22 protein-coding genes and 1 pseudogene are annotated in these 24,679 nt (G+C 61.3%); 7 read left to right on the forward strand and 16 right to left on the reverse strand.

From position 1 onward, the window contains the following. Positions 1 to 24 precede the first annotated feature (24 nt). From LRS56_22420 to pilV, 4 genes are read right to left on the reverse strand one after another with little or no spacing between them, the layout of a single operon-like run. On the reverse strand, positions 25 to 426 hold the full coding sequence (locus LRS56_22420) for a prepilin-type N-terminal cleavage/methylation domain-containing protein (GenBank protein ID WDU61546.1): 402 nt from the start codon (positions 424 to 426) through the stop codon (positions 25 to 27). 11 nt (positions 427 to 437) lie between these two features. Further along, positions 438 to 968: a PilX N-terminal domain-containing pilus assembly protein gene (locus LRS56_22425; protein WDU61547.1), complete on the reverse strand. Its 531-nt coding sequence runs from the start codon at positions 966 to 968 to the stop codon at positions 438 to 440. Between the two features lie 7 nt (positions 969 to 975). Further along, complete coding sequence (locus LRS56_22430) at positions 976 to 1,665, reverse strand: prepilin-type N-terminal cleavage/methylation domain-containing protein (protein ID WDU61548.1); 690 nt, start codon at positions 1,663 to 1,665, stop codon at positions 976 to 978. Continuing rightward, positions 1,662 to 2,147 carry a type IV pilus modification protein PilV gene (gene pilV / locus LRS56_22435; protein ID WDU61549.1) on the reverse strand — a complete coding sequence of 162 codons (486 nt, stop codon included), beginning with the start codon at positions 2,145 to 2,147 and terminating at the stop codon, positions 1,662 to 1,664. The genes LRS56_22430 and pilV overlap by 4 nt, the downstream gene beginning before the upstream one ends. Before the next feature lie 204 nt (positions 2,148 to 2,351). Between pilV and LRS56_22440 the strand changes: the two genes are divergently transcribed. Then, the gene (locus tag LRS56_22440) at positions 2,352 to 2,930 is read left to right on the forward strand and encodes a GspH/FimT family pseudopilin (GenBank protein WDU61550.1); all 579 of its coding nucleotides are present in this window, start codon (positions 2,352 to 2,354) and stop codon (positions 2,928 to 2,930) included. Here LRS56_22440 and ispH read toward each other — a convergent pair. The 6 genes from ispH to murJ form a co-directional block, all read right to left on the reverse strand. Continuing rightward, positions 2,884 to 3,831: a 4-hydroxy-3-methylbut-2-enyl diphosphate reductase gene (ispH, locus tag LRS56_22445; GenBank protein ID WDU61551.1), complete on the reverse strand. Its 948-nt coding sequence runs from the start codon at positions 3,829 to 3,831 to the stop codon at positions 2,884 to 2,886. The two genes, LRS56_22440 and ispH, sit on opposite strands and share 47 nt — an antisense overlap. Positions 3,832 to 3,989: 158 nt before the next feature. Continuing rightward, a complete protein-coding gene (gene fkpB, locus LRS56_22450; GenBank protein WDU65799.1) occupies positions 3,990 to 4,427 on the reverse strand; it encodes an FKBP-type peptidyl-prolyl cis-trans isomerase in 438 nt (145 codons plus the stop codon). A gap of 7 nt (positions 4,428 to 4,434) precedes the next feature. Beyond that, the gene (gene lspA, locus LRS56_22455; GenBank protein ID WDU61552.1) at positions 4,435 to 4,947 is read right to left on the reverse strand and encodes a signal peptidase II; all 513 of its coding nucleotides are present in this window, start codon (positions 4,945 to 4,947) and stop codon (positions 4,435 to 4,437) included. Further along, positions 4,940 to 7,771 carry an isoleucine--tRNA ligase gene (gene ileS, locus LRS56_22460; GenBank protein ID WDU61553.1) on the reverse strand — a complete coding sequence of 944 codons (2,832 nt, stop codon included), beginning with the start codon at positions 7,769 to 7,771 and terminating at the stop codon, positions 4,940 to 4,942. Before ileS ends, lspA begins: the two co-directional genes overlap by 8 nt. Before the next feature lie 14 nt (positions 7,772 to 7,785). Then, entirely contained in the window at positions 7,786 to 8,724 is a 939-nt protein-coding gene (gene ribF, locus LRS56_22465; GenBank protein ID WDU61554.1) for a bifunctional riboflavin kinase/FAD synthetase, read from the reverse strand. Positions 8,725 to 8,843: 119 nt separating this feature from the next. Continuing rightward, positions 8,844 to 10,382: a murein biosynthesis integral membrane protein MurJ gene (gene murJ, locus LRS56_22470; protein WDU61555.1), complete on the reverse strand. Its 1,539-nt coding sequence runs from the start codon at positions 10,380 to 10,382 to the stop codon at positions 8,844 to 8,846. A 253-nt stretch (positions 10,383 to 10,635) separates the two neighbouring features. Between murJ and rpsT the strand changes: the two genes are divergently transcribed. Then, a complete protein-coding gene (gene rpsT, locus LRS56_22475; GenBank protein ID WDU61556.1) occupies positions 10,636 to 10,914 on the forward strand; it encodes a 30S ribosomal protein S20 in 279 nt (92 codons plus the stop codon). 334 nt (positions 10,915 to 11,248) lie between these two features. Here the strand turns inward: rpsT and LRS56_22480 are convergent, their stop codons facing one another. Further along, positions 11,249 to 11,734 carry a peptidylprolyl isomerase gene (locus LRS56_22480; GenBank protein ID WDU61557.1) on the reverse strand — a complete coding sequence of 162 codons (486 nt, stop codon included), beginning with the start codon at positions 11,732 to 11,734 and terminating at the stop codon, positions 11,249 to 11,251. On the opposite strand from LRS56_22480, the gene LRS56_22485 reads away from it, so the two are divergent. The 3 genes from LRS56_22485 (at position 11,703) to LRS56_22495 (ending at position 15,103) form a co-directional block, all read left to right on the forward strand. After that, the gene (locus tag LRS56_22485; protein ID WDU61558.1) at positions 11,703 to 12,041 is read left to right on the forward strand and encodes a DUF3565 domain-containing protein; all 339 of its coding nucleotides are present in this window, start codon (positions 11,703 to 11,705) and stop codon (positions 12,039 to 12,041) included. The two genes, LRS56_22480 and LRS56_22485, sit on opposite strands and share 32 nt — an antisense overlap. 62 nt (positions 12,042 to 12,103) lie before the next feature. Beyond that, positions 12,104 to 14,203: a phosphate acetyltransferase gene (gene pta / locus LRS56_22490; protein ID WDU61559.1), complete on the forward strand. Its 2,100-nt coding sequence runs from the start codon at positions 12,104 to 12,106 to the stop codon at positions 14,201 to 14,203. Then, positions 14,204 to 15,103 (forward strand): acyltransferase, encoded by a 900-nt coding sequence (locus LRS56_22495; GenBank protein WDU61560.1) that lies wholly within the window; start codon positions 14,204 to 14,206, stop codon positions 15,101 to 15,103. 187 nt (positions 15,104 to 15,290) lie between these two features. On the opposite strand, the gene cysN is transcribed toward LRS56_22495, so the two are convergent. The 3 genes from cysN to LRS56_22510 all read right to left on the reverse strand — a co-directional run bounded on the left by cysN (position 15,291) and on the right by LRS56_22510 (position 19,132). After that, positions 15,291 to 17,189 carry a sulfate adenylyltransferase subunit CysN gene (gene cysN, locus LRS56_22500; protein WDU61561.1) on the reverse strand — a complete coding sequence of 633 codons (1,899 nt, stop codon included), beginning with the start codon at positions 17,187 to 17,189 and terminating at the stop codon, positions 15,291 to 15,293. A 9-nt stretch (positions 17,190 to 17,198) separates the two neighbouring features. After that, positions 17,199 to 18,116 (reverse strand): sulfate adenylyltransferase subunit CysD, encoded by a 918-nt coding sequence (gene cysD, locus LRS56_22505; protein WDU61562.1) that lies wholly within the window; start codon positions 18,114 to 18,116, stop codon positions 17,199 to 17,201. Positions 18,117 to 18,373: 257 nt separating this feature from the next. Next, entirely contained in the window at positions 18,374 to 19,132 is a 759-nt protein-coding gene (locus LRS56_22510) for a Nif3-like dinuclear metal center hexameric protein (GenBank protein WDU61563.1), read from the reverse strand. A 101-nt stretch (positions 19,133 to 19,233) separates the two neighbouring features. Here LRS56_22510 and LRS56_22515 point away from each other — a divergent pair, with 101 nt between their 5' ends. Next, complete coding sequence (locus tag LRS56_22515; protein WDU61564.1) at positions 19,234 to 20,388, forward strand: trypsin-like peptidase domain-containing protein; 1,155 nt, start codon at positions 19,234 to 19,236, stop codon at positions 20,386 to 20,388. Positions 20,389 to 20,495: 107 nt separating this feature from the next. Then, the gene (locus tag LRS56_22520; protein ID WDU61565.1) at positions 20,496 to 22,592 is read left to right on the forward strand and encodes a TonB-dependent siderophore receptor; all 2,097 of its coding nucleotides are present in this window, start codon (positions 20,496 to 20,498) and stop codon (positions 22,590 to 22,592) included. A 127-nt stretch (positions 22,593 to 22,719) separates the two neighbouring features. Here the strand turns inward: LRS56_22520 and hemH are convergent. Beyond that, positions 22,720 to 23,744, reverse strand: a pseudogene (hemH, locus tag LRS56_22525) (ferrochelatase). Between the two features lie 14 nt (positions 23,745 to 23,758). Continuing rightward, the gene (locus LRS56_22530) at positions 23,759 to 24,658 is read right to left on the reverse strand and encodes a TIGR01777 family oxidoreductase (GenBank protein ID WDU61566.1); all 900 of its coding nucleotides are present in this window, start codon (positions 24,656 to 24,658) and stop codon (positions 23,759 to 23,761) included. Between the last annotated feature and the right edge of the window lie 21 nt (positions 24,659 to 24,679).

Genomic DNA, 24,679 nt, shown 5'->3' on the forward strand with positions numbered 1-24,679 from the left:
GCGCCCAATCATCCAGCATCTGCATCACTGCCCCCAGCACGTCTGACGCGACATGTGCGGCGCCGCGCCAGGGTTGGCCCGCGCACCGGTGCTGGTCAGGCTGAACTCGCCGCAAGGGTCGCCCGCCATCACCGAGTCAAGGACCGGCGTGGCCACCAAGTGGAAGTCCTGAGGGTTCAATGCAGCGGTGATTCTATAGCGATCATTGCCGGAACTGACGCCGCTTGCGTCAATAAAAGTCCCGTTCTTCATATAAAAGCGCTCCAGATGCTGAGCCTGCTCACTCAACAGGGCGACAATTTGTGCGCGATACGCCTTTTTCATATGCCCGGTATACCCGGGGTAAGCGATCCCGGCCAGCAACGCGGTGATCACTACCGCGATCAGTAACTCGATCAGGCTAAAGCCCCAGCTATCCATGCCCATTTTATTGCTCCTTATTGAAGTTGCCGCCACATCACTCGTCGAAACCGCGAGCCGCCCTCGTCTTCTACCCGCGCAAATACGCTCTCCAGCACCGTGCGCGATTGGCCGCTCAGCCCCACAGCCGTCACCCGATACACCGCGGCCGGGGTTTGCGGCGGCAAATGTGCGAGCCCCACGCCAAGCCCCAGAGATTGCACACCGTAAAGACCGCCTTTCAGGGCAACCCAAGTCACACCCGAGACCGGGTTGAACCCGGCGCCCATCACCGACAACGCCTCCCCCGGCGGCGCACAGCTGGCAATCGACCGGCACAACGGCAACGCCGCAGCGCCCTGCGTTACCCTCGCCTCGCCCAGCCTCACGCCACTTTCAGCCTGTTGAAATGACTGGTTGCGATGCCACAGGCTGGCGGCGACCTTTTGTTGCGTCACAGCCCCTTGCATCGACGACAAGCCGACCAGCGATAACAACAGCAGAAACACCAGGCTGATCAGTAGGGCCATGCCCGCCTGCCGCGCATACAAACCTTCGCAACGCTGCATGCTCGCCCTACCCCAGCCGGTTTCGCAGCGCCGCCACGACGCTGTAGGTTTGGTCTTTTACCCGGCCTGTGGGGTCTTGCAGCGTCATCCGGATGCGCACACTGCGTATCAACGACGCGTCGGCCGGGCTTGCGTCGTAGCGCGCCACCCGCGTCGATGCAGGCGTGGCGGCCACGCCGAAGCTGATGTCAAAACTCTGCACGTTATCGACCAGCACCGCCTTGGCCGGCGCTGCCGGCGTGCTGACCTTTAACTGGCCCGCCTCGAAGGTGTAGGTGAGCTGGCGTATTGCAAACCGGGTCTGGCCAGGCGCCGGTACCGGGGAATTTGCGGTGTAGGCATGGGCGGTACTTGTGCAGTCCGACAGCACTGTCCAGTCAGGCTTGCCGCCGCCAGGGTCAGGTGTGATAAGCGTCAGCGACCTGGAGCCGCCCCCGGCATTCCACGCGACAGGCCGATCAAAGGCCGGCGGGGCGTTCTCGATAAAGGCCGTGGCCAAACAGCCAAACATGCCCGCCTGGCGTATATCCTGAATCAACTTGCCCAAGGCAAACCGCGCATCATCCTGAAGCAGCATCGCCGCCTGCTGGCTGGCGTGGGTCATCCGCGAGCTGATCGCCACCTGGCTGGCGCCCAGTACCAGCACCAGCCCGACGGCCAGGGCCAGCAGTAACTCGATCAGGCTGAAACCTCTCATTGCACCTCCCCTTGCTCGTCACTGATGCGGCTGGTGAGGGTGAACGTTTCCCGGGCGCCCGCAGCATTCGTGCCACGCTGATCATCCCAGCTGATGCTGACAGTCACCTCCTCCGCGCTGATCACCACCGAACCGTCGGCACTCTCCCCGGCAAAGCCACGAATATTGGCTTCGAAATCATGCAGGTCGAGGTCACGCACGCTGGCGCCGAGACTGCTGGCCGGGGCACGCGCACTTCGACGCCATGTGTAGTCGGCGCCGGAATTGGCGCGAATCCGGTCGAGCATGTCGTAGGCAATGAAACTGGCCTGGCTGGTCATCCTTGAGCTGTCGGTGTACTTGAGGGCATTGAGCTGAATCACCGCCGCGCCCAGCAGGCCGATGGCGAGAATCAGCACCGCCACCAGCACTTCGATCAGCGTCATACCGGTCTGGGCCCTAGGCAATACAGGGGGGAAACAAGTGTTCAGGCAGGCAAGCATTACCGTCGTCATCCGTGTCGAGGGCCGAAAAAAGCAGGTAAACCCTGCTGTGCGGCCCAAGACTAACGCCGGTTTTCGGCCCGCGCTGCTCCCGGAACAAAGGGTAATACTTTGGACATAAAGGCCATCATCCAGCGCCGTTACCGAGGCGCTATACCTAGGACTGCACCCATACGCTCAACCGCGTCCACGGAGGGACGGTCCATGCAACAACGTGGTTTCACTTTGATTGAACTGCTCATCGGGCTGGTCCTGAGTGGCGTCCTGGCGCACCTGGCAGTGCCCAACTTCAAGAGTTTGCTGGAATCCCATCAACGACAAAACGCCGCCCAATCGCTGGCAAATGGGCTGCGTTATGCACGCACGCAAGCGATCGCACACAACCGGGGCGTAGTCATTCAGGCGCTGGACGATGACTGGAGTCAGGGTTGGCGGGTAATACTGGATGTAAGCGGGCGCGGCCAGTTGGACGATAACAATCCCGTGCTGCTGGAGCGCCAGGACAGCGGGCGCGTTGCAATGGTGGGCAACGGGCCGGTGAAGAGCCTGGTGCGCTTCAGCGGGTTGGGCGAACCGGTATTTTCAGGCGGGGGGTTTCGGGCCGGCACGGTGCATGTGTGCGCGGACCAAGCGCAAAGCCTGTATCAAATCGTGCTGGCGCCGAGCGGGCGTATCAGCCTGCGCAGCGACAGAGCCGAGCAGGCGCTGTGCCGGAGCTACTCCGGCACCCTGGCACTCAAAGCAGCGAGCGAACACGCAGCTCCTTGGGCATGGAGAAGGTGATGTTCTCTTCACGCCCGGCCAGCTCATCGGCGCCGGTAGCACCCCAGGCGTGCAACTGCTGGATAACACCACGCACCAGCACTTCAGGGGCCGAAGCGCCCGCCGTGATGCCGATACGCTCAACGCCATCGAACCAGCTGCGTTGCATGTCTTCGGCACCGTCAATCAGGTACGCCGGTGTCGCCATGCGTTCAGCCAACTCGCGCAGGCGGTTGGAGTTGGAACTGTTGGGGCTACCAACCACCAGCACCACATCGCACTCATCAGCCAACTGCTTGACGGCATCCTGGCGGTTTTGGGTGGCATAGCAGATGTCGTCCTTGCGCGGCCCACCGATGGCCGGGAAACGGCTGCGCAGCGCGTCGATCACGCGACTGGTGTCGTCCATGGACAACGTGGTCTGGGTCACGAACGCCAAGCGCTCGGGGTTGTGTACCTGCAGGTTGGCGACGTCTTTTTCGTCTTCCACCAGGTAGATCGCGCCGCCGTTGCTGGCGTCGTACTGGCCCATGGTGCCTTCGACTTCCGGGTGGCCGGCATGGCCGATGAGGATGCACTCGCGGCCGTCGCGGCTATAGCGTGCGACTTCGATATGCACTTTGGTGACCAGCGGGCAGGTGGCGTCGAAGACTTTCAGGCCACGGCCTGCCGCTTCGGTACGCACTGCCTGGGAAACCCCGTGGGCGCTGAAGATGACGATCACGTCGTCCGGCACCTGATCCAGTTCTTCGACAAAGATGGCGCCACGCGCACGCAGGTCTTCGACCACGAACTTGTTGTGGACGACTTCATGGCGTACATAAATCGGCGGCCCGAAGACTTCCAGGGCGCGATTGACGATTTCGATCGCCCGGTCCACGCCGGCGCAGAAGCCACGGGGGTTGGCGAGTTTGATTTGCATGCTGTGCCTCGTGTCTTGCTCGGCAAGAAATTGGATCTTGTGGGAGCTGGCTTGCCTGCGATGCGAACGACCCGGTGTATCAGCTACACCGGGGTGATGCTATCGCAGGCAAGCCAGCTCCCACACAAGCCTGCTCTCACAGGAGCCGGTTTCGGTGATCAGAGCGCTTTAACGTCGATGATTTCAACGTCAAACGTCAAGGTTTTACCGGCCAACGGGTGGTTGAAGTCGATGGTCACTTGCGCGTCATCGAAGGTTTTGACCACACCGGGCAATTCGGTATTCGCCGCATCGTTGAAGATCACCAGCAGGCCCTCCGACAGGTCCATGTCCTGGAACTGCGAACGCGGGATGATCTGCACGTTCTGCGGGTTGGGCTGGCCAAAGGCGTTTTCCGGCAGGATCTGCAGGGTGCGCTTGTCACCGGCCTTGAAGCCGAACAGGGCCGCTTCAAAACCCGGCAGCAGGTTGCCGTCGCCGACCTTGAAGGTCGCCGGCGCTTTGTCGAACGTGCTGTCGACCGTGTCGCCATTCTCCAGGCGCAATGCGAAATGCAAAGTGACTTCCGTGTTCTGGCCGATGCGTTGCTCAGCCAATACCTGATCAGTCATTGACGGTCTCTCCGGTTTTCTTGCTTTTGAACATGTCCAACGCCAGCATGATTGCGCCGACGGTGATGGCGCTGTCGGCAAAGTTGAACGCCGGGAAGTACCAGCGGTTCTGCCAATGCACCAGAATGAAGTCGATCACATGGCCCAGGGCGATGCGGTCGTACAGGTTGCCCAGCGCGCCGCCCAGCACCAGAGCCAGGGCGATGGCCAGCCAGGTGTCATCACGGCCCAGGCGCTTGAGCCACACCACCAGCACCGCGCTGACCACCACGGCGATCAGGGCGAACAGCCAGCGCTGCCAGCCGCCGCTGTCCGCCAGGAAGCTGAACGCCGCGCCGGTGTTGTAGGCCAGGGTCCAGCTGAAGTAGTCAGGAATGACCACGATCTGCTGGAACATTTCCAGGGAGCCCTCGAAGTGAGCCTTGCTGACCTGGTCGATGACCAGAACCAGCAAGCTCAAGACGAGCCAGCCCAGACGTCCGAAACGGCCGGCGGCATTAGGCATAGTGGCGAACCTCGCCATCACCGCTGATGTTGTCGACGCAACGACCGCAGATTTCCGGATGCTCAGGGTTCACGCCGACGTCTTCACGGCAGTGCCAGCAACGGGCGCACTTGGCGAAGGCCGACTTGACCACTTTGAGCTTAAGGCCGGGCACTTCGGTCGCGACCGCGTCCGCCGGGGCCTGGGCAAACGGCGCCAGGCTCGCGGTGGAGGTGATCAGCACGAAGCGCAGTTCGTTGCTCAGCTTGGCCAGGTCGGCGGTCAGGCCATCCTCGGCAAACAGGGTGACTTCGGCTTGCAGGTTGCCACCAACGGCCTTGGCCGCACGTTGCACTTCCAGCTCCTTGTTCACCGCAACTTTGACGGCCATCACGCCTTCCCAGTACTCGCGGCCCAGCTCGAAGTCGGCTGGCAGTTCGGTCAGCCCTTCGTACCAGGTGTTGAGCATCACGGATTCGTTACGTTCGCCCGGCAGGTACTCCCACAGCTCATCGGCGGTGAAGGCCAGGATCGGCGCGATCCAGCGCACCAGCGCTTCCGAGATGTGGTACAGCGCGGTCTGCGCCGAGCGGCGCGCCGTGCTGTTGGCCGCAGTGGTGTACTGGCGGTCCTTGATGATGTCGAGGTAGAAACCACCCAGCTCCTGCACGCAGAAGTTGTGGATCTTCGAGTACACGTTCCAGAAGCGGTATTCGCCGTAGTGTTCCTGCAACTCGCGCTGCAGCAACAGGGTACGGTCCACGGCCCAACGGTCCAGGGCGAGCATGTCCTCGGCCGGCAGGATGTCGGTGGCCGGGTTGAAACCGGTCAGGTTCGACAGCAGGAAGCGTGCGGTATTTCGGATGCGGCGGTAGGCATCGGCGCTACGAGCCAGGATCTGGTCGGAGACGGCGATCTCGCCCGAGTAGTCGGTGGAAGCGACCCACAGACGCATGATGTCGGCGCCCAAAGTGTCGTTGATCTTTTTCGGCTCGATCACGTTCTTCAGCGACTTGGACATCTTGCGGCCCGTCTCGTCGACGGTGAAGCCGTGGGTCAGCAACTCGCGGTACGGCGCGTGGTTGTCGATGGCGCAACCGGTCAGCAAGGAGGAGTGGAACCAGCCACGGTGCTGGTCCGAGCCTTCCAGGTACAGGTCGGCACGCGGGCCGGTCTCGTGGCCCATCGGGTGCGAACCGCGCAGCACGTGCCAGTGGGTGGTGCCCGAGTCGAACCACACGTCGAGGGTGTCACTGATCTTGTCGTACAGCGGCGCTTCGTCGCCCAACAGTTCGGCGGCGTCCAGCTTGAACCAGGCTTCAATGCCTTCCTGTTCAACACGCTGGGCCACTTCTTCCATCAGTTCAACGGTGCGTGGGTGCAGCTCGCCGCTTTCCTTATTAAGGAAAAACGGGATCGGCACGCCCCAGTTGCGCTGGCGGGAGATGCACCAGTCCGGGCGGTTGGCGATCATCGAGTGCAGGCGCGCCTGGCCCCAGGCCGGCACGAACTGGGTGTCTTCGATGGCTTTGAGCGAGCGCACACGCAGGGTGTCGCCGCTGGTTGGCTCTTTGTCCATGCCGATAAACCACTGCGCAGTGGCGCGGTAGATCAGCGGGGTCTTGTGGCGCCAGCAGTGCATGTAGCTGTGCTTGATGGTTTCGGTGTGCAGCAGCGAACCGACTTCACGCAGCTTGTCGATGATCGGCTCGTTGGCCTTGAAGATGAACTGGCCGCCGAAGAACTCCAGCGACGGCGCGTACACGCCATTGCTCTGCACCGGGTTGAGGATGTCGTCGTTGACCATGCCGTAGGCTTTGCAAGTCACGAAGTCGTCCACGCCGTAGGCTGGCGCGGAGTGAACCACACCGGTGCCCGAACCCAGCTCGACGTAGTCAGCCAGGTAAACCGGCGACAGACGGTCGTAGAACGGGTGACGGAAGTTGATCAGCTCCAGCGCCGTGCCGGTGGTGGTGGCGATCACCGAACCTTGCAGCTCGTAACGTTCAAGGCAGGCTTCAACCATTTCTTCAGCGAGTACCAGCAGGCGATCACCGACGTCCACCAGGGCGTAGGTGAATTCCGGGTGCACGTTGAGCGCCTGGTTGGCCGGGATGGTCCACGGGGTGGTGGTCCAGATCACGATGGCTGCCGGCTTGCTCAGGTTTGCCAGGCCAAAGGCCTCGGCCAGCTTGGCGTCGTCGGCGATCGGGAAGGCGACGTCGATGGTCGAGGACTTTTTCTCTTCGTACTCGACCTCCGCTTCAGCCAGGGCCGAACCGCAGTCGAAGCACCAGTTCACGGGCTTGAGGCCCTTGAACACAAAACCGCCCTTGACGATTTCGGCCAAGGCACGGATTTCACCGGCCTCGTTCTTGAAGTTCATGGTCTTGTACGGGTTGTCCCACTCGCCGAGCACACCCAGGCGGATGAATTCGGACTTTTGCCCTTCGATCTGCTCGGTAGCGTAGGCACGGCACAGTTCGCGGGTTTTATCCGCGCTCAGGTTCTTGCCGTAGGTCACTTCGACTTTGTGTTCGATGGGCAGGCCGTGGCAGTCCCAACCCGGGACATACGGCGCGTCGAAGCCCGACAGGGTCTTCGAGCGAAGGATCATGTCCTTGAGAATCTTGTTCAGCGCATGACCGATGTGAATCGTGCCGTTGGCATAAGGAGGGCCGTCGTGCAGGACGAACTTCGGACGATCCTTGCCAATTTCGCGCAACTTTCCGTACAGGCCAATACTGTCCCAGCGCTGCAGGATCTGCGGTTCGCGCTGTGGCAGGCCGGCCTTCATTGGGAAGGCGGTGTCCGGAAGGTTTAGCGTGGCTTTATAGTCGGTCATTTAAGGCTCTTCGGTTAGCGATGGGCGCTAGGTGCGGCTAGTGCACGGGCGGCGGCGACATCCGCATTGATCGCCGTTTTCAACGCCTCAAGGGAGGCGAAACGCTGCTCTTCACGCAGCTTCTGGTGGAATACCACCGTCAAACGCCGGTCATACAGATCACCGGCAAAATCCAACAAATGAACTTCCAGGTGGGCCTTGCCATCACCTGCAACCGTGGGCCTGACGCCTATGTTGGCGACTCCCGGCCACGATTGGCCGTCGATGTCGACGCTCACCAGGTAAACCCCGGTCAGCGGCACACGACGGCGCTTGAGTTGCACGTTGGCGGTTGGCGTGCCCAGTTGGCGCGCCAGCTTCTGGCCGTGCAGTACCCGCCCGGCAATGCGGAACGGGCGGCCGAGCAACCGCTCGGCCAAGGCGAAGTCGGCAGCGGCCAGGGCGTTACGCACCTGGGTACTGCTCACACGCAGGCCGTCCAGTTCGACGGTTTGCGCGGCTTCGACGGTAAAACCCTGGGTGATACCGGCGTGCTGCAGGAAATCGAAATCACCGACGCGGTCGCACCCGAAACGGAAGTCGTCACCGACCTCCAGGTGCTGCACGCCCAGGCCATCGACGAGGATACGGTCAACGAACTCGGCGGCGCTGAGGCTTTGCAAACGCTGATTGAAGGCCAGGCAGAGGACGCGGTCCACACCTTCTTCGGCCAGCAGTTGCAGCTTGTCGCGCAGGCGGGCCAGGCGCGCCGGCGCCGTTTCCGGAGTGAAGTATTCCCGCGGCTGTGGCTCAAAAATCACCACGCAGCTGGGCACGCCCAACTCGACTGCACGCTCGCGCAGCCGGGCCAGGATAGCCTGGTGGCCACGGTGAACACCGTCAAAGTTGCCAATAGTGGCGACGCAGCCCCGATGCTGGGGGCGCAGGTTGTGGAGACCTCGAACCAGCTGCATAACGCGCTTCTTGCTCATAAAGTGGTCGATTATAACCACACCCGGCCCCGGACGACAGGCAACAGCGCAGCCCAAATGGATCGAATCGATAAAACACCCGTTTTATCGCGGCAAACTCTCTAGTTCAGTGACTTGCGGTTGAAATCCCGCAGGCGGAAGCCCTGCAGCAGCAACATCCCGAAGTACACCACCACACCGGCGACTACCAGCACGCCCAGACGCATGAAGCGCTCCAGCATATGGCCTTCGCTCCAGGCGGGCATAACGTGCATCAGGCCCAGCAGCACCGCCGACATCACCGCCACCGCCACCAGCAGCTTGAGCGCAAACAGGCCCCAGCCCGGCTGCGGCTGGAACATCTGTTGTTTGCGCAGTTGATAGAACAGCAGGCCGGCGTTGATGCAGGCCCCGGCGCTAATGGCCAGGGCCAGGCCGGCATGGGCCAGCGGGCCGATAAACACCAGGTTGAGCAGTTGCGTGACGATCAGCGTGAAGATCGCGATCTTGACCGGCGTGCGGATGTTTTGCTGGGCGTAGAAGCCTGGCGCCAGCACTTTGATCACGATGATCCCGAGCAGGCCGACAGAATACGCGACCAGCGCGTGCTGGGTCATTAGTGCGTCATGCGCGTCAAATTGGCCGTACTGGAACAGCGAAACCGTTAACGGCTCGGCCAGAATCCCTAGCGCCAGGGAACACGGCAGCACCAGCACAAAGCACAGGCGCAGGCCCCAATCGAGGATGCGCGAGTACTCCTGGCGGTCCTTGCTCGCGTAGGTACGCGCCAGGGTCGGCAGCAAAATCGTGCCGAGGGCCACGCCGAGCACACCGGACGGCAATTCCATCAGGCGATCGGCGTAGTACATCCACGACACCGAACCGGACACCAGCAATGAGGCAAACGCGGTGTTGATGATCAGGGAGATCTGGCTCACCGAGACCCCAAGGATCGCCGGCAGCATATTGCGCATCACGCGCCATACGCCGGTGTCCTTGAGGTTGAGACGCGGCAGTACGAGCATGCCGATCTTTTTCAGGTGCGGCAATTGATAGAGCAACTGCGCCAGGCCACCGGCCAATACCGCCCAGCCCAGGGCCATCACGGGCGGATCGAAGTACGGCGTGAGGAACAACGCGAAAATAATCATGCTGACGTTCAGCAGGGTCGGCACAAACGCCGGCACCGAGAAGCGGTTCCAGGTGTTGAGGATCGCTCCGGCAAGGGATGAAAGGGAAATCAGCAATATATAAGGAAAGGTCACGCGCAGCAGATCGGTGGTCAGCGCGAATTTTTCCGGTGTATTGGCGAAACCGGGCGCGGTGGCCCAGATCACCCAGGGCGCGGCGAGCATGCCGAGCACAGTCACCAGCATCAGCACCAGGGTCAACAGGCCCGAGACGTAGGCAATAAAGGTACGGGTCGCCTCTTCGCCTTGCTGGGTCTTGTACTCGGCCAGGATCGGCACGAAGGCTTGGGAAAACGCGCCCTCAGCGAAGATACGCCGCAACAGATTGGGCAGTTTGAAGGCAATAAAGAACGCATCCGTGGCCATGCTGGCGCCAAAAATGCGCGCCAGCAGGGTGTCTCGCACAAACCCCAATACCCGGGAGATCATCGTGATAGAGCTGACGGCAGCCAACGATTTGAGCAGATTCATTGAAAGAGTTTGCGCCTATAGGTAAAGAGCAGGCGAACTGTGCGCCTACTTATGCGATACTGCGCGCCTGCAACAGCACAGAGCCAAAGCTCGCGAGTTTACAGGTCAAGCGCCGGAAATAAATCACCCGCCTCTTCAGATCGACCACTCAGCAGTTCGCATCAGCCGCCCTTGACAACCCATCAAGTCATCGGCATGATTCGCGGCCTATTTTGTTTGCTATTTCCTAAAAAGTCTTTCGAGGAGCTCGACGGTGGCCAACACACCTTCCGCCAAAAAACGTGCAAAACAGGCTGAGAAGCGTCGCAGCCACAACGCCAGCCTGCGTTCCATGGTTCGTACCTACATCAAGAATGTAGTTAAAGCCATCGACACCAAAGACGCTGAAAAAGCCCAAGCTGCTTACGTTCTGGCCGTGCCAGTTATCGACCGTATGGCCGATAAAGGCATCATCCACAAGAACAAGGCCGCTCGTCATAAGAGCCGCCTGAATGGCCACATCAAGGCTCTGAGCGTCGCTGCTGCAGCCTAAGTGGTAACAACTGACTCGCAGCCCAGGTCGCGTAACAGTTAAGAAATGCCCCGTACCGAAAGGTCCGGGGCATTTTTGTTTGCCCACAAAAAACCCCTTTTATCTGTGAGCGGGCTTCTTGTGGCGAGCGGGCTTGCCCGCGCTGGGGCGCGAAGCGGCCCTGAAACCTGCGACCGCGATCGGTCTGAAACGGCGCGGGGGATTTATTGGGGCCGCTTCGCCCCCAACGCGGGCAAGCCCGCTCGCCACAGAAGATGCACTCGACTTAACTATCGGGCAAAAAAACGCCCCGAACCAGTCGGGGCGTTTTTGCTACCGATTGATCAAACCACAATCAATGGTGATGACCGCCTTCACCGTGGACGTGGCCGTGAGCCACTTCTTCCTGGGAAGCGTCGCGGATGGCAACGATCTTCACTTGGAAGTTCAGGCGCTGGCCTGCCAGAGGGTGGTTGCCGTCGACGGTGACGTCGTCGCCGTCCAGATCGCGGATGGTGACGATCTGCATTTGGCCGTCCGGCGCGGAAGCGTGGAACTGCATGCCGACTTCCAGCTCATCAACACCTTCGAACATGCTGCGGCTCAGGGTGCTGACCAGTTCAGCGGAGTATTCGCCGTAAGCATCTTCAGGTTCTACGGCGACGGTCAGTTCGTCACCAACGTTCTTGCCTTCCAGCGCCTTCTCCAGGCCCGGGATGATGTTACCTGCGCCTTGCAGGTAGACCAGCGGCGCGCCGCCGGCGGAGCTGTCGATGACCTCACCAGCGTCGTTGGTCAGGGTATAGTCGATGGAGACAGCCTTGTTAGCGGCGATCGTCATGGGGCGAGACCTTTTGCATAAGAATGAAGAACGGACAAGTCTAAACAAGGATTTGCCCGAAAGCGAACAGAACCCGGACGGACGGGGTCGAACAAACGTCTCGACCGTCACCGGTTTTCATCAAGATGAGGACCAGCAATGGGTCGTCGAACTGTCCTGCGGCCACACTCAGCACTTGCGTCATCAGCCGCCGTGGCAATCCCGGGCCTGGGTGACGGACCCCACGCAACGCCTTGAAAAAATAGGTCAGCGCTTTGCGTGTGGCTGGTGCGCTCAAGCCCCGGATAGAGATAACCTTGTCAGCTGATTCCCCCGGTAGGCCATCAGCTATAGACGGCCACCGAAGCCATGCACCTCCAGAGAATTCGCATGCAGACTTTTTTTATCGCGCCCACCGATTTTGGTGTGGGTCTGACCTCCATCAGCCTTGGGCTGGTGCGTACCCTTGAGCGGGCCGGGCTGAAAGTCGGCTTTTTCAAGCCGATTGCGCAGCCGCACCCCGGCGACACCGGCCCCGAGCGCTCCACCGAACTGGTGGCCCGCACCCACGGCCTCAAGCCGCCGCAACCCTTGGGCCTGGCCCATGTGGAGCGGATGCTCGGCGACGGCCAGCTCGACGAGCTGCTCGAAGAAATCATCACCCTGTATCAACAGGCCGCCATCGGCAAGGACGTGCTGATCGTCGAGGGCATGGTGCCGACCCGCAGCGCCAGCTATGCGGCGCGGGTCAACCTGCACCTGGCCAAGAGCCTGGACGCAGAAGTGATCCTGGTGTCGGCCCCGGAAAACGAAGTGCTCACCGAGCTATCAGGGCGCGTGGAATTGCAGGCCCAGCTGTTCGGCGGCCCGAAAGACCCGAAAGTGCTCGGCGTGATCCTCAACAAGGTGCGCACCGACGAAAGCATTGAAGCCTTCTCGGCGCGTCTCAAGGAGCACTCGCCGCTGTTGCGCAGCGGTGACTTCCGCCTGCTCGGCTGCATCCCCTACCAGCCGGAACTCAACGCGCCGCGCACCCGCGACGTGGCCGACCTGATGGGCGCGCAGATCCTCAACGCCGGCGACTACGAAACCCGGCGCATGACCAAAATCATCATCTGCGCCCGCACCATGCGTAACACCGTGGAGCTGCTCAAGCCCGGCGTGCTGGTGGTGACCCCGGGCGACCGCGACGACATCATCCTCGCCGTCAGCCTGGCTGCGATCAACGGCGTGCCCCTGGCCGGCCTGTTGCTGACCAGCGACACCCTGCCCGATCCACGCATCATGGATTTGTGCCGCGGCGCATTCCAGGCCGGGCTGCCGGTGCTGTCGGTGAGCTCCGGCTCGTACGACACGGCCAACCAGCTCAATGGCCTGAACAAGGAAATCCCTATCGATGACCGTGAGCGCGCAGAGATCATCACTGACTTTGTCGCCAGCCACCTCGATGCGCGCTGGCTGCACCAACGCTGCGGCACGCCACGGGAGATGCGCCTGTCGCCGGCGGTATTCCGCTATCAGCTGATCCAGCGCGCCCAGGCCGCCAACAAGCGCATTGTATTGCCCGAGGGCAGCGAGCCGTTGACCGTACAAGCCGCCGCCATCTGCCAGGCCCGGGGGATTGCCCGCTGCGTGCTGCTGGCCAAGCCTGCGGACGTGGAAGCCGTCGCCCGCGCCCAGGGCATCGAACTGCCCGAGGGCCTGGAGATTCTTGACCCGGACCTGATTCGCCAGCGCTACGTCGAACCGATGGTCGCGCTGCGCAAGAGCAAGAGCCTCAATGCGCCGATGGCCGAGCAGCAACTGGAGGACACGGTGGTGATCGCCACCATGATGCTCGCCCTGGACGAAGTCGACGGCCTGGTCTCCGGGGTTATCCACTCCACCGCCAACACCATCCGCCCTGCCCTGCAGCTGATCAAGACCGCGCCGGGCTGCACCCTGGTGTCGTCGGTGTTCTTTATGCTGTTTCCCGAGCAGGTGCTGGTGTACGGCGACTGCGTGATGAACCCGCACCCAAGCGCAGCCGAGCTGGCGGAAATCGCCCTGCAAAGCGCCGACTCGGCCGCCGCGTTCGGCATCACCCCACGTGTGGCGATGATCAGCTATTCCAGCGGCGATTCGGCCAGCGGCGAGGAAGTGGAAAAAGTCCGCGAAGCCACCCTGCTCGCCCACGAGCAGCAAAGCTCACTGCTGATCGACGGACCACTGCAATATGACGCCGCCGCCAACGAAGCCGTCGCCCGACAGCTGGCGCCCGACAGCCTGGTCGCGGGCAAGGCCACCGTGTTCGTGTTCCCGGACCTGAACACCGGCAACACCACGCACAAGGCCGTGCAACGCAGCGCCGATTGCGTGAGCCTGGGGCCGATGCTCCAGGGCCTGCGCAAACCCGTCAACGATCTGCCACGTGGCGCCCAGGTCGACGACATCGTGTACACCATCGCGCTGACTGCGATCCAAGCCGCCAACCGACCTATGGATATCTAAATGTTGGGTTTTCTACCTGCCGCCGTGCGCGGGGTGATCGCTTCGCTGTTGCTGGCACTGAATACGATCCTGCTGTGTTCGTTCCTGTTTATCGTCGCGCTGTTCAAGGCCCTGCCGTTCGCCAAGCGCTTCAGCGAATGGCTGATGAACCACACCCATGAAGCCTGGGTGACCAACAACAAGGGCTGGATGAACCTGGTGTGCCGCACCCGCTGGCACCTGACCGGCCTTGAGGGCCTGGATTACCAGCACTCGTACCTGGTGACCAGCAACCACCAGAGCTGGGTCGACATCATGGTGTTGCAATACGTGCTCAATCGGCGGATTCGCCCACTGAAGTTCTTCCTCAAGCAAGAACTGATCTGGGTGCCGGTGATTGGCCTGGCGTGGTGGGCGCTGGGCTTTCCGTTCATGAAGCGTTACACCAAAGCCTATCTGGAGAAACACCCGGAGAAAAAAGGCAAAGACCTGGAAACCACTCGCAAGACCTGCGCGAAGTTTCGCGACAACCCCGTGGGCATTTTCAACTTTGCCGAAGGCACACGGTTTACCCCAGGCAAGCATGCCCAGCAGAACTCGCCGTTTCGTTACCTGCTCAAGCCCAAGGCCGGTGGTATCGCGTTTGTGCTGGATGCCATGGGTGAACAGCTGAAGTCACTGGTGAACGTGACCATCCACTACCCGGCTGGGCGCCCTGGTTATTGGGATTTGCTCTGCGGGAATGTGAAGGACGTGGTGGTGCACTTTGAAGAGGTGCAGATCCCGGCCGAGTTTATTGGCAAGAATTATGAGCAGGATGGGGAATATCGGTTGGCGTTCCAGGGCTGGATCAACCGGTTGTGGGAAGAGAAAGATGACTTGCTCGATCAACTTCACAAAGATTTCCCAGAACGCCGCTGATCGCAATATGGACACACTTGCCTGTGGGAGCTGGCTTGCCTGCGATAGCATCGCCGCGGTGTAACTGGCAGACCGAGGTGCGTGCATCGCAGGCAAGCCAGCTCCCACAGTTGACCGAGTTGTTTTGAAAACATTAAAAAGCCCGCCACCGAGTGATCGGTGGCGGGCTTTTTTGTGGCCGCGAGGTTTAGATCGCGCCGCGCTGACGCAACAGCTCCAGCACTTGCTTGACGCTTTCTTCCAGAGACAGGGCCTGGGTGTCGATCACCAGATCGGCATTCAGCGGCACGTCGTACGGGAAGGATTCGCCAGGGATGTTATCCCCGCCGGCAGCGTACAAGCCTTGCGGATCACGCTCGGCGCACACCAGCGGCGACGCTTGCACGTAGACGGTCAGCAGGCGGTCGGCGCCAATCAACGCCTTGGCCTGTTCACGCCCTTCGGCATCCGGCGCAACAAACGCAGCCAGGGTCAACAAGCCCGCTTCGTTGAACTGACGCGCAACGTGAGCCGCACGACGCCAGTTCTCGGTGCGCCCGGCACGGTCCTGCGGCAAGCCTTTGTTCAGGTCGTGACGCAGGTTCTGGCCATCCAGTACGAACACCGCCCGGCCCATGTCGAACAGCTTGCGCTCAACCGCATAGGCCAAGGTGCTCTTGCCCGCGCCCGACAGGCCGCTGAACAGTACGGTGGCCGGTTGCTGGCCGAAGCGCAGTGCGCGCTCTTCGGTGGCCACGTGAGCTAATTTGCCGTGCTGCGCCGCGCTGCCGTGAGTAACCGGCGGCGCGATGATCATGCCCGCAGCCACAGTGCCATTGGTCAAACGGTCGATGACGATAAACGCGCCCGTGGTGCGATTACTGTCGTAGCCGTCCAAAGCGATGGCGGCGTCGAGGCTGACCTTGACCCGGCCGATCTCGTTCAACTGCAGCGAACTCGCCGGACCTTCGGCCAGGGTGTTCACGTCCACACGGTGCACGATGCTGGTGATGGAACCCGGCACGTAGCTGGTGGCGCGCTTGATGTCGTATTTCTTGCCCGGCAGCATCGGCTCTTCGGCCATCCACACCAGCATGGCGTCGAACGCGTCGGTAACTTGCGGCACATTGTCGGCATGCACCAGCAGGTCGCCACGGGAGATGTCGATCTCGTCTTCCATGGTCAGGGTCACGGCCTGGCCCGGGCCTGCGTGCTCCAGCTCACCTTCAAAGGTAACGATGGATTTGACGCGGCTGCTCTTGCCTGACGGCAGCACTACGACTTCGTCGCCCTTGTGCACGATGCCGCTGGCCAGGGTGCCGGCGAAGCCACGGAAGTTCAGGTTCGGACGGTTGACGTACTGCACCGGGAAGCGCAGGTCGGTGTAGTTGCGGTCGTTGGCGATCTCGACGGTTTCCAGGATCTCCATCAGCGACTGCCCGGTGTACCACGGCGAACGCTCGCTCTTGTTCACCACGTTGTCGCCCTTGAGCGCCGACATCGGCACGAAGGCCAAGGTGCTCGGCTTGAAGGCGATACCGTCGGCGAACTTCAGGTAATCGGCCTTGATCTGCTCGAATACGCTTTGGTCGAAGCCATTGATGTCCATCTTGTTGACGGCCACCACGATGTGTTTGATGCCCAGCAACGAGGCGATAAAGCTGTGACGACGGGTCTGGGTCTGCACACCGTAGCGCGCGTCGATCAGGATGATCGCCAGGTCACAGGTGGACGCACCGGTGGCCATGTTGCGGGTGTACTGCTCGTGGCCGGGGGTGTCGGCGATGATGAATTTGCGCTTGGCGGTAGAGAAGTAGCGGTAGGCAACATCGATGGTGATGCCCTGCTCACGCTCGGCCTGCAGGCCGTCGACCAGCAAGGCCAGGTCGATGTCGTCGCCGGTGGTGCCGGATTTTTTCGAATCGCGGGTGATGGCTTCCAGGTGATCTTCGTAGATCATCTTGGAGTCGTGCAGCAGGCGCCCGATCAGGGTGCTCTTGCCGTCGTCGACGTTGCCACAGGTCAGGAAGCGCAACATTTCCTTGCGCTCGTGCTGGCTCAGGTAGGCGAGGATGTCCTCGCTGATCAAATCAGATTGATGCGACATGACAGCCCCTTAGAAATAGCCTTGACGTTTTTTATCTTCCATCGAGCCTGCACCATCGTGGTCGATGACACGGCCCTGGCGCTCGGAAGTTCGCGTCAGGAGCATTTCCTGAATGATGTCGGTCAGCGTTTCGGCTTCGGACTCCACCGCACCCGTCAACGGGTAGCAGCCAAGGGTACGGAAACGTACTTTCTTTTTGACGATTCGGGCTTTGTCTTCATCGGACAAGTGCTCAAGGATGCGGTCGTCGTCGATCATGATCAACGTGCCGTTCTTCTCGATCACATCGCGTTCGGCGGCGAAGTACAGCGGCACAATCGGGATGCCTTCGAGGTAGATGTACTGCCAGATGTCCAGCTCGGTCCAGTTGGACAGCGGGAACACACGGATCGATTCGCCCTTGTTGACGTTGCCGTTGTAGACGTTCCACAGCTCCGGGCGCTGGTTCTTTGGGTCCCAGCGGTGTTTGCTGTCGCGGAATGAGTACACGCGCTCTTTGGCGCGGGATTTCTCTTCATCACGACGGGCGCCGCCGAACGCTGCGTCGAAACCATGCTTGTCCAGGGCCTGCTTGAGGCCCTCGGTCTTCATGATGTCGGTGTGCTTGGCGCTGCCGTGGGTGAACGGGTTGATGCCCTGCGCCACACCATCGGGGTTGACGTGGGTGATCAGGTCCAGGCCCAGTTCCTCGACCATTTTGTCGCGGAACTTGTACATTTCCTGGAATTTCCAGCGGGTATCGACGTGCATCACTGGGAACGGCAGTTTGCCTGGGAAAAAGGCTTTGCGCGCCAGGTGCAGCATCACGGCGGAGTCTTTACCGATCGAGTAGAGCATCACCGGGTTGTCGAACTCGGCGGCGACCTCGCGGATGATGTGGATGCTTTCCGCCTCCAGCTGTTTCAGATGCGTCAGTTTGTCGACCATGGTTACTCACGGAAAAACGATCTTATGGACGGCCAGCGGGCCGTGTTCGAGCGGGGCATGCTAGCACAGCACCTTCTTCTATTCAGGGAGCCGGCTAGATCGAAACGATATATCAATATATCGCCGGGTTTGGCCCCACTCGGTCGAAGGTGGGAGCGGGCTTGCTCGCGAATGCAGTGTGTCAGCCAGCGCATGTATCAACTGACAGCCCGCCTTCGCGAGCAAGCCCGCTCCCACATGTTGTTCAACGGTGTGGCTCAGATCGGATTGAGGCAATCGATGAACAGATGCTCCAGGGCAAACCGCCGCGCCAGGTAATCGCCCAGCGCCTGTACGCCGTAGCGCTCGGTGGCATGGTGGCCGGCGGCGATAAAGCTGATGTGGTTTTCCCGCGCACTGTGGAAGGTCTGCTCGGAAGCCTCGCCACTGAGGAACAGGTCGACACCGGCCGCAATCGCGTCGTCGATATAGCCCTGTCCACCGCCGGTGCACCAGCCGACGCGGCGGATCATTTCGCTGCCTTCGATCAGCAGTGGCTCGCGGCCCATCACGTCCTGCACGCGGCGGGCGAAGTCACGGGGCGACAAGGGCTCCGCCAGGGAGCCGACCAGGCCGACGACCTTGGGGTTATTCGGGTCCAGCGGGCCTTCGACCGTGATGTCCAGCTGGCGAGCCAGTTGCACGTTATTGCCGACATCCGGGTGCAGGTCCAACGGCAGGTGGTAGGCCAGCAGACTGATGTCGTGCTTGAGCAGGGTTTTCAAGCGGCGTTGCTTCATGCCGGTGATGCAGGGGTTTTCGCCTTTCCAGAAATAACCGTGATGCACCAGGATCAGGTCAGCCTGGGCTTCGACGGCGGCGTCCAGCAGGGCCTGACTGGCGGTGACGCCGCTGACGATGCGCATCACCTGCGGGCGACCCTCGACCTGCAGGCCATTGGGGCAATAATCGGCAATTTTTGCGCTGCCAAGGTAGCGGTCCGCTTCCTCGACGAGGGTGGTAAGGGGGACGGCCATAAAAGACTCCTAAATATCCCGTTCGCAGGCGTCGCAGCCTCGTATAATGCGCGACATTATGGGCGCTCTCCCGCCCCCTGCAACCTGTCAGGACTTACTTGATGCTCAAGGCACTGCGTTTTTTTGGATGGCCATTGCTGGCTGGCGTGCTGATCGCGATGCTGATTATTCAGCGTTATCCCCAGTTGGTGGGCTTACCCAGCCTTGATGTGAACCTGCAACAGGCACCGCAAACCAGCGCGGTGGTACAAGGCCCGGTGACCTATGCCGACGCAGTGGTCATCGCCGCGCCGGCCGTGGTCAATCTGTATACCACCAAGGTCATCAACAAACCGGCGCACCCGTTGTTTGAAGACCCGCAGTTCCGCCGCTATTTCGGGGATAACGGGCCCAAGCAGCGCCGTATGGAATCCAGCCTGGGTTCCGGCGTGATCATGAGCCCTGAGGGCTACATCCTGACCAACAACCACGTGACCACCGGCGCCGACCAGATTGTGGTGGCCCTGCGTGACGGCCGCGAAACCCTGGCCCGCGTAGTGGGCAGTGACCCGGAAACCGACCTCGCAGTGCTGAAGATCGACTTGAAAAGCCTGCCCTCGATCACCCTAGGCCGCTCCGATGGCTTGCGCGTGGGTGACGTGGCGCTGGCCATCGGCAACCCGTTCGGGGTCGGCCAGACGGTGACCATGGGTATCATCAGCGCCACCGGGCGCAACCAGCTGGGGCTAAACAGCTACGAAGATTTCATCCAGACCGACGCGGCGATCAACCCGGGCAACTCCGGCGGCGCGCTGGTGGATGCCAATGGCAACCTGACCGGGATCAACACCGCTATTTTCTCCAAGTCCGGCGGCTCCCAGGGCATCGGTTTTGCGATCCCGGTGAAGCTGGCGATGGAAGTGATGAAGTCGATCATCGAACACGGCCAGGTGATTCGCGGCTGGCTGGGGATTGAAGTGCAACCACTGACCAAGGAACTCGCCGAGTCGTTTGGCCTGACCGGGCGCCCTGGCATCGTGGTCGCCGGGATCTTCCGCGATGGCCCGGCGCAGAAAGCCGGCCTGCAACTGGGCGACGTGATCCTGAGCATCAACGGTGAACCGGCCGGGGACGGTCGCAAGTCGATGAACCAGGTGGCGCGGATCAAGCCGACCGACAAAGTGGCGATCCAGGTGATGCGCAACGGCAAAGAGATCAAGCTGCTGGCGGAAATCGGCCTGCGCCCACCGCCTGCACCGGTGAAAGAAGAGGAATAACGGTGATAGGAGCCCGTGCGCGGGCTCCTGTAACCTAATATTTCAAAAAAATCCATTCTCATTAGTCATGTTATATTGTTTCAATACCGCTATTGGAACGCTCTATCATGCCGTCTCGAAGATTTGCCCCCTTGGCTGGCCTGGCCTTGGGCCTGTTGCTGGACCCCGCCTACGCCGATGACAACACCGTTGAACTGGAGGCCATCAGCGTCACCACCGACGCGTATGAATCCGCCACCGGCCCGGTCAACGGTTATCGCGCCACCCGCTCCGCCAGCGCGACCAAAACCGACACCGCCTTGCGCGACATCCCACAATCGATCAGCGTGATTCCCGCGACGGTGCTCAAGGACCTGGGCAGCACCAGCGTCGAACGCGCCTTGGAGTTTGCCGGGGGCGTGTCCAAACAAAACAACTTCGGCGGCCTGACGCTGTACGAATACAGCGTGCGCGGCTTCACCACGTCGGAGTTCTATCAGGACGGCTTCAGCGCCAACCGTGGCTACCCGAGCACGCCGGACGCGGCCAATATCGAGCGCATCGAAGTGCTCAAAGGCCCCGCCGCCAGCCTGTACGGGCGTGGCGATCCCGGCGGCACGGTGAATATCGTCACCAAGAAGCCCCAGCCAGAAGCCTTTACCACCCTGCAAACCAGCGCCGGCAGTTGGGACCGCTACCGCACCGCCGTCGACCTCAACACCCCGCTCGACAGCGAGGGCAACGTGCTGTCGCGGGTCAACCTGGCGGTAGAAGACAACAACAGCTTCCGCGACCACGTACAGAGCAAGCGGGTGTTCGTCGCGCCCTCGTTCAGTTGGCAACTGGACCCGGACACCAGCCTGCTGGTGGAAAGCGAATTCGTTCGCCACAGCTCCACCTTCGACCGTGGCATCGTCGACGCCAGCGGCGTATCCCGCTCCACCTTCCTCGGCGAACCCAACGACGGTGATATCGACAACCATAACAACCGCATCCAGGCCACCCTCGAGCATCACCTCAACGACGCCTGGAAACTGCGCCTCGCCAGCCACTACAAACAAGGCAGCCTGTGGGGCGACGCCTCGGAAAGCCGTGCGCTGAATGCCGATGGTCACACCGTCAACCGCCGCTATCGCGAACGTTCCACGGGTTGGCATGACAGCATCACCCAGCTGGAACTGCGCGGCCTGTTCGACATTGGCAGCTGGCAGCATGAGCTGCTGATCGGCACCGAATACGAGGACTACCGCAAGAAGGAGCGCGTGACCGCTATCGCCGGCAGCCCCTACGCCATCGATATCTACAACCCGGTCTACGGCCAGCCCAAACCCAACGGCACGCGTTCCGGCACGGACTTCTTCGAGCAGACCAAAAGCCACGCGCTGAACCTGCAAGACCAGATCATCTTCACCGACCGCCTGCGCGGGATGATCGGCGCACGCTTTGAGCATTTCGAACAAAGCACCGACGATTTTGCCCGCAACCACGCCAAGAGCCGGCAAACCCACGATGCCCTGACCCAGCGTGCCGGCCTGCTCTACCAGTTGACGCCGCACGTCGGCGTATTCGCCAACGCCTCAACCTCGTTCAAGCCCAACAACGGCCTGGACGCCGAGGGCAAGTCCTTCAAGCCCGAAGAAGGCGTGGGCTATGAAGTGGGAGTTAAAAGCGAACTGTTCGACGACCGCCTGAGCGCCACCCTCGCCGCGTTCCATATCGAGAAGGAAAACGTACTGGCCCTGGACCCCGCCACCAATACCAACCGCGCCATGGGCAAGGCACGCAGCCAGGGTTTTGACCTGCAACTGAGCGGCCAAGTGACTGACGCGGTTCGGGTGATCGGCGCGTTCGCCTACATAGATGCCGAGGTGACTCAAGGCGACAAGGCCATCCCCACCGGCAGCCGAATTCTCGGCGTGGCCAAGCGCAGCGGTAGTTTGCTGGGTGTGTATGAGTTCCAGGATGGCTTCCTGCGCGGCTCGGACCTGGGCGCGGCCTTTACCTACGTCGGCGACCGCTCCGGCGAGGCTGGGAGCAGTTTTGAGTTACCGGCCTACCACACCGTCGACCTGCTGGCGCATTACAAGGCCACGCAGAATGTCACCGTCGGCCTGAACCTGAACAACTTGCTCGATGAAAAATACTACGAGCGCGCCTACAGCAATTACTGGGTCAACCCCGGGGAGCCTCGCAACTTCACCGTCAGCCTGACCCTCAACCTGTAATAGGCCGCGCAAAAACAATGTGGGAGCCGGGCTTGCCCGCGATAGGATCACCTCGGTTTGTCTGTAAGACCGAGGTGCCTGCATCGCAGGCAAGCCAGCTCCCACATTGGCGCTTCAGTCGACTTGATTACAAGGTCACTGGCGCTCTTTCGCACAGCGTATTCAACGCCGCCGCCCACTGCGGATCATCATTGAGACACGGCACCAACACCAGCTCCTCGCCCCCGCCTCGCGGAACTGCTCCAACCCGCGATCACCGATCTCCTCCAGCGTCTCAATGCAATCGGCAACAAACGCCGGGCACATCACCAGCAGCTTTTTCACGCCTTGCTGAGCGAGGCTTTCCAGGCGGGCCTCGGTGTAGGGTTCAATCCACTTGGCACGGCCCAGGCGCGACTGGAACGCCACCGACCACTTGCCCTCCGGCAGACCCAGGCGCTCGGCAAAGTCCCGTGCGACGCTGAAACATTGCGCGCGATAGCATTTAGCGAGCACCTCAGGCGAGGCGTTCTGGCAACAGTCAGCATCCTTGAAACAGTGCTGGCCGGTAGGGTCTAGCTTCGTCAGGTGACGCTCAGGCAGCCCATGAAAACTCAACAGAAGATGATCGTAATCCTGCTCCACATAGGCGCGTGCGCTCGTCGCCAGGGCGTCGAGGTATTCCGGCTGGTCGTAGAAAGGCTGCAAGATCGAAAACTGTAGGTTCAACTTTTTGTCGCGCACCACACGCCTGGCTTCCTCAATCACCGTGGTCACGGTGCTGTCGGCAAACTGCGGGTACAAGGGCGCCAGGGTGACTTTTTGAATGCCCTGAGCGGCCAGGCGCGTCAAGGTTGTTTCAATCGATGGCTCGCCGTAGCGCATCGCCAACTCCACCGGGCCATGAGTCCACTGCGCCGTCATTTGCTGTTGCAGGCGACGGCTCAAAACCACCAGGGGCGAGCCCTCTTCCCACCAGATCGACGCATAGGCATGCGCCGACTGCTCGGGACGCTTGATCAGGATCAGCGACACCAACAGACGCCGCACCGGCCACGGCAGGTCGATCACATAAGGGTCCATCAGGAACTGATTGAGGTAGCTGCGCACATCGGCCACCGAAGTGGACGCCGGTGAGCCCAGGTTGACCAGTAACAACGCGTGATCCGTCATGCAACATCCTATCTCTAGAGGCGGCTGGACAAGTCATCCAGGGCCGCACGCAATTCAGTGAACTGGAAAGTGAAACCGGCGGCCAGCAACCGCTCCGGCAGCGCCTTCTGCCCGCCCAGCAACAGGCCGGACAATTCGCCCAGACCCACCTTCAACGCAAAGGCCGGCATCGGCATGAACGACGGGCGGTGCAGCACCTGGCCCAACGTCTTGGCGAACTCGCGGTTACGCACCGGGTGTGGCGCGCAGGCATTATAAGGACCGCTGGCGTCTTCCTTGTGCAGAAGAAAATCAATCAGGGCGATTTGATCCTTGATATGCACCCACGGCATCCACTGCCGACCATTGCCGATAGGCCCGCCCAGCGCCAGTTTGAACGGCAGCAGCAAGCGCGACAAAAAGCCGCCCTTGGCCGCCAGCACCAAGCCGGTACGCACCAGCACCACACGGATGCCCAGGGCTTCGGCGCGCAGCGCGGTTTCTTCCCAGGCGATACACAACTGGCTGGGGAAGTCGTCCTGCACCGGGCCGCTGGCTTCGGTCAATTCACGCTCGCCGCCGTCGCCATACCAGCCCACCGCCGAACCGGAAACCAGCACCGCCGGCCTTTGCGCCAGGGTCTCCAGCCACGCAAGCAAGGTTTCAGTGAGGCTGATGCGGCTGCTCCACAGCAATGCCTTGCGCTTTTTGGTCCAGGGGCGATCGGCAATAGGCGCCCCGGCCAGGTTGACCACCGCGTCCACGGGACTGCTCACGTCCTCCAGGCGGCCTACACCCACGACTTGAGCACCGCACCACTGGGCAACCGTTTCCGGCTCGCGGCTCCACACGGTCAGGCGATGCCCTTGGGCCAGCCAGTGCTGGCAGAGTTGGCGGCCGATCAGACCCGTACCGCCGGTCAGCAAAATGTGCATGGGACACTCCTCATGTAACGT

The organism is Pseudomonas poae (assembly GCA_028869255.1).
Taxonomy (GTDB): domain Bacteria; phylum Pseudomonadota; class Gammaproteobacteria; order Pseudomonadales; family Pseudomonadaceae; genus Aquipseudomonas; species Aquipseudomonas poae_C.

Coding starts and splice junctions, on each gene's coding strand:
- LRS56_22420 (WDU61546.1), bottom strand. CDS start 426: ATGGGCATGGATAGCTGGGGCTTTAGCCTGATCGAGTTACTGATCGCG.
- LRS56_22425 (WDU61547.1), bottom strand. CDS start 968: ATGCAGCGTTGCGAAGGTTTGTATGCGCGGCAGGCGGGCATGGCCCTA.
- LRS56_22430 (WDU61548.1), bottom strand. CDS start 1,665: ATGAGAGGTTTCAGCCTGATCGAGTTACTGCTGGCCCTGGCCGTCGGG.
- pilV (WDU61549.1), bottom strand. CDS start 2,147: ATGCTTGCCTGCCTGAACACTTGTTTCCCCCCTGTATTGCCTAGGGCC.
- LRS56_22440 (WDU61550.1), top strand. CDS start 2,352: ATGCAACAACGTGGTTTCACTTTGATTGAACTGCTCATCGGGCTGGTC.
- ispH (WDU61551.1), bottom strand. CDS start 3,831: ATGCAAATCAAACTCGCCAACCCCCGTGGCTTCTGCGCCGGCGTGGAC.
- lspA (WDU61552.1), bottom strand. CDS start 4,947: ATGCCTAATGCCGCCGGCCGTTTCGGACGTCTGGGCTGGCTCGTCTTG.
- ileS (WDU61553.1), bottom strand. CDS start 7,771: ATGACCGACTATAAAGCCACGCTAAACCTTCCGGACACCGCCTTCCCA.
- ribF (WDU61554.1), bottom strand. CDS start 8,724: ATGCAGCTGGTTCGAGGTCTCCACAACCTGCGCCCCCAGCATCGGGGC.
- murJ (WDU61555.1), bottom strand. CDS start 10,382: ATGAATCTGCTCAAATCGTTGGCTGCCGTCAGCTCTATCACGATGATC.
- LRS56_22485 (WDU61558.1), top strand. CDS start 11,703: ATGGAGACAGCCTTGTTAGCGGCGATCGTCATGGGGCGAGACCTTTTG.
- LRS56_22480 (WDU61557.1), bottom strand. CDS start 11,734: ATGACGATCGCCGCTAACAAGGCTGTCTCCATCGACTATACCCTGACC.
- pta (WDU61559.1), top strand. CDS start 12,104: ATGCAGACTTTTTTTATCGCGCCCACCGATTTTGGTGTGGGTCTGACC.
- LRS56_22495 (WDU61560.1), top strand. CDS start 14,204: ATGTTGGGTTTTCTACCTGCCGCCGTGCGCGGGGTGATCGCTTCGCTG.
- cysN (WDU61561.1), bottom strand. CDS start 17,189: ATGTCGCATCAATCTGATTTGATCAGCGAGGACATCCTCGCCTACCTG.
- cysD (WDU61562.1), bottom strand. CDS start 18,116: ATGGTCGACAAACTGACGCATCTGAAACAGCTGGAGGCGGAAAGCATC.
- LRS56_22510 (WDU61563.1), bottom strand. CDS start 19,132: ATGGCCGTCCCCCTTACCACCCTCGTCGAGGAAGCGGACCGCTACCTT.
- LRS56_22515 (WDU61564.1), top strand. CDS start 19,234: ATGCTCAAGGCACTGCGTTTTTTTGGATGGCCATTGCTGGCTGGCGTG.
- LRS56_22520 (WDU61565.1), top strand. CDS start 20,496: ATGCCGTCTCGAAGATTTGCCCCCTTGGCTGGCCTGGCCTTGGGCCTG.
- LRS56_22530 (WDU61566.1), bottom strand. CDS start 24,658: ATGCACATTTTGCTGACCGGCGGTACGGGTCTGATCGGCCGCCAACTC.